This window comes from Amycolatopsis sp. CA-126428, assembly GCF_002904335.1.
Lineage (GTDB): Bacteria > Actinomycetota > Actinomycetes > Mycobacteriales > Pseudonocardiaceae > Amycolatopsis.
This window is the reverse complement of the sequence record NZ_PPHF01000065.1, coordinates 1-4,400: the sequence shown is the minus strand read 5'-3', so window position 1 is coordinate 4,400 and position 4,400 is coordinate 1. Positions and strand designations below refer to the sequence as shown.

Below are 4,400 nucleotides of genomic sequence, written 5' to 3'. Positions count from 1 at the left end.
CCCACAGCTCGCTTTCCGGGGGTCCGGGTGGCGAAGCCCCCGGCCCGGGGCGAAGCCCCGGTTGTCACAGCGGCGAGCTGGAGTACCTGGGCCGCGCCGACGACCAGGTCAAGATCCGCGGTTTCCGGATCGAGCCCGGCGAGGTCGAGGCCGCGCTGCGGCAGCACCCGGACGTCACCGAGGCGGTGGTGGTCGCGCGCACCGACGGCGGGCACCAGCGGCTGGTCGCCTACGTCGTGCCCGAGGCGCCCGCCGGCCTGCGCGAGTTCCTCGGCGCGTCGCTGCCCGCGCACCTCGTGCCGTCGGCGTTCGTCCCGCTCGACCGGCTGCCGCTCAACCCCAGCGGCAAGCTCGACCGGCGCGCCCTGCCCGCCCCCGACTGGGCGGGCGGCACCACCCGCGTCGCGCCGCGCACCGAGACCGAACGGCTCCTCGCCGCCATCTGGGCCGACGCCCTCGGGCTGCCCGAGGTCGGCGTCGAGGACAACTTCTTCGAGCTCGGCGGCGATTCGATCCTCAGCATCCGGCTGGTGTCCGAGGCGGCCAAGGCCGGCCTGCGGATCACCACCAAGGACGTCTTCCGGCACCAGACGATCGCCGCGCTCGCCGCGGCCGCCGGGGTGGCCGAGCCGGTGGCCGAGCGCCCCGCGGCCACCGGAGACGTCGTCGTCACGCCGATCCAGCACTGGTTCCTCGACACCGATCCGGCCGACCCGGACCACTTCGTCCAGCAGCTGAGCGTCCGGCTCGCCGACGACGTCGACGAAGGCCGGCTGCGCGCGGCGGTGAACACCGTCGTCGCCCACCACGACGCCCTGCGGCTGCGCTTCCGCAAGACGACCGCAGGCTGGACGCAGTTCCACGCCGAGCCCGCCGAGGCCGACGTCTTCGGCGCGGAGATCGACATCGAGCGCGGCCCGCTGGTGCGCGCCGACCTGGAGGGCACGACGCTGCGCCTGGCCGTGCACCACCTGGTGGTGGACGGCGTCTCCTGGCGGATCCTGCTGGAGGACGTCGGCCACGCCTACCACGGGCGCGACCTGAGTGCCCGGACGACGTCCTTCCAGGACTGGGCGAACCGGCTCGCCGAGCACGACTTCGCCGGCGACCTCCCGTACTGGCGGGCGGTCGACGGTACCCAGATCCCGCTGGACACCGACGGCGCCAACACGGTGGCGAGCACCCGCACGGTCACCACCCGGCTGGACGCCGAGCTGACCCGGGCGCTGCTGCAGGACGTTCCGGGCGCCTACCGCACCCAGGTCAACGACGTGCTGCTGGCCGCGCTCGGCGGGGCCCTGCGCCGCTGGAGCGGCGCCGGACGCGTGCTGGTCGACCTCGAAGGCCACGGCCGCGAAGACCTGTTCGACGACGTCGACCTGTCCCGCACGGTCGGCTGGTTCACCTCGATGTTCCCGGTGGCGCTCGACGTCCCGGACAGCGACATCGCGACCCTGCTCAAGTCCGTCAAGGAGCAGTTGCGCGCGATCCCGGCCCGCGGCCTGTCCTACGGCGTGCTGCGCCACCTCGCCGGGACCGCGCCGGCGGTGACGCCCCGGCTCAGCTTCAACTACCTCGGTCGCTTCGAGGTCGAAGGCGAGCTGTACCGGGGGATCGAGCGGGAACTCGAACTCTCGCAGAACCCCGCCGACGTCCGCGCGCACGCCGTCGACGTCGTCGCCCGGGTCGCCGAAGGCCGGCTGGAGATCACCTGGTTCTACTCGGACCAGCTGCACGAGGAGGCCACCGTCCGCACGGTCGCCGACGACCTCGTCCACCGGGTGGCCGGGATCGTCGCGCACTGCACCGAGCCGGGCGCCGGCGGCCGCACGCCGTCGGACTTCCCCCTGGCCGGGCTCGACCAGGCCACGGTGGACCGGCTGGCCGGCGACGGCCGCGACGTCGAGGACATCTACCCGCTCACCCCGGCCCAGGCCGGCATGCTCTTCCACCGGCTCACCGGTGGCGGGCGGCACGCCTACCTCCAGCAGGTGACGTTCGTGATGAGCGACGTCCCCGACCCGGAGGCACTCGCCCGCGCCTGGCAGCGGGTCGTGGACCGGACGCCGGTCCTGCGCACCCGGGTCGTCTGGGACGGCCTCGACGCCCCGGTGCAGGTGGTCCACCGGCAGGTCACCCTGCCCGTCGAGCTGCGGGACTGGACGTCCGTCCCGGAGGACCTGGACACCGTGCTGGCGGCCGACCGGGACGCCGGCCTGGACCTGGGCGCGCTTCCGCTGATGCGGCTGCTGCTCGCCCGCGTCTCGGCGACCGAGGTCCGCGTGGTCTGGACGTTCCACCACCTGCTGCTGGACGGCTGGAGCCTCTTCCAGGTGCTCTCCGACGTCGCGGCGGCGCACGCCGGACGCCCGCTGCCGGCCCGCCGGCCGTTCCGCGACCACGTCCGGTGGCTGTCCGAACAGGACCGGCCGGCAGCGGAAAGCTACTGGCGGGCACGGCTTTCCGGGCGGCCCGAGCAGGCCCGCCTGCGCACCGACCGCCCTCGGTCCCCGGCGCACCCGGTCGAGTCGACGGCCTCGCTGCGGATCGAGCTGCCCGCCGGGCCGCTGCGCACCGCCGCGCAGCGCCACGGGCTGACCCTCAACACGCTCGTCCAGGGCGCCTGGGCGGTTTTGCTGGCCCGCCACACCGGCCGGCCGGAGGTCTGCTTCGGCACCACGGTCGCCGGGCGGCCCGCCGAACTGCCCGGGGCCGGGGAGATCACCGGCATGTTCATCACCACGCTGCCGGTCGTCGCCGACGTCGACGAGCGGGCGGCCGCCGTGGACTGGCTGCGCGGTCTCCAGGAGACCCAGGCCGAAGCCCGGCGGTTCGACCACCTGTCCCTGGCGCGCCTGCAGAGCTGGGGCGGGGAGTTCGACAGCCTGCTCGTGTTCGAGAACTACCCGGTCACCGCGGAGCTCGGGCTGCGCGACCTGCGGGGCGTGGAGACGACCAACTACCCGCTCAGCGTCGTCGCCTACCCCGGCGAGGAGCGCCTGGAGTTCCTGTTCGGCTACGACCCCGAGCTGTTCGACGCCGAGACGGTCGCCGGGTTCGCCGGGCACCTCGAGACCCTGCTGTCCGAGCTCGCGACCCGGCCGCACGAGCCGCTCGCCCGGCTGCGCATGCTCGCCGACGCCGAGCGGCAAGCCGTTCTGGCGCAGGGGAACGGCGCCACGCAGGACCAGCCGGAAACGACCGTGCCCGCCCTGTTCGCCGAGCAGGTCCGCCGCACCCCCGACGCGGTCGCCGTCACCGGCGACGAAACCCTGACCTACGCGGAACTGGACGCCCGGGCGAACCGGCTGGCCCACCGCCTGCTGGACCTCGGGGCGCGGCGGGACGGCCTGGTCGGGCTGCTGCTCGGCCGCTCGGCCGACGTCGTCGTCGCCGAACTGGCCGTGCTCAAGGCCGGCGGCGCGTACCTGCCGCTGGACGCCCGCGCACCCCGCAGCCGGCTGACGGCGCTGCTCGACGGGGTCCGCGTCCTGGTGACCGACGACGCCGGCCGGGCCCTCGCCCAGGACGTCCACAGTGGACCGGTGGTGACCATCGGCGAAAGCGGTGACGAACCGTCCGAAACGCCGGATGTCCTGCTGCGGCCGGAAAACCTGGCGTACGTCATGTACACCTCGGGCTCGACCGGGACGCCCAAGGGGGTGGCCGTCAGCCACCGGGCCATCGTCGCACTGGCCCGGGAGCGGTCCTTCGCCGTCCCCGCCCACCGGACGGTGCTCATGCACTCCGCGCTGGCCTTCGACGCGTCGACGTACGAGCTGTGGGTGCCGTTGCTGAGCGGCGGCCGGGTCGTCGTCGCGCCGCCGGGGGACATCGACGCCGACGTGCTGCGCCGCGTGATCACCACGCACGGGGTGACCGGGCTGTTCATCACCGCGGGGCTGTTCCGCGTGCTGGCGCAGGAGGATCCCGGCTGCCTGCGCGGCGTCCGCGAGGTGTGGACGGGCGGCGAGGTGGTGCGCCCCGCCGCGGTGCGGCAGGTGTCGGACGCGTGCCCCGGGCTCACCGTGGTGGACGTCTACGGCCCCACCGAGACCACGACCTTCGCCACCCGGTACCCGCTGCCGCCGGGCGAGCCGGTGCCGGACGTGCTGCCGATCGGGCGGCCGCTGGACGACACGGCGGCGTACGTGCTCGACCACGGGCTCCGGCCGGTGCCGCCGGGCGCCGTCGGCGAGCTGTACCTGGCCGGCACCGGCCTGGCCCGCGGCTACCTCGGGCAGCCGGCGCTGACGGCGGAACGGTTCCTCGCCGACCCCTTCGGCACGCCCGGCGCGCGGATGTACCGCACCGGCGACCTGGTCCGGTGGACCCACAGCTCGCTTTCCGGGGGTCCGGGTGGCGAAGCCCCCGGCCCGGGGCGAAGCCCCGGTTGTCAC

The 4,400-nt window shown here is 74.8% G+C and carries 1 protein-coding gene; it reads left to right on the top strand.

Annotated features, from left to right (window positions below; all coding sequences use genetic code 11):
* Nucleotides 1-4,400, top strand: a 4,400-nt coding sequence (locus C2L58_RS16775) for a non-ribosomal peptide synthetase (RefSeq protein ID WP_146073613.1), incomplete at both ends; no start/stop codon positions are given.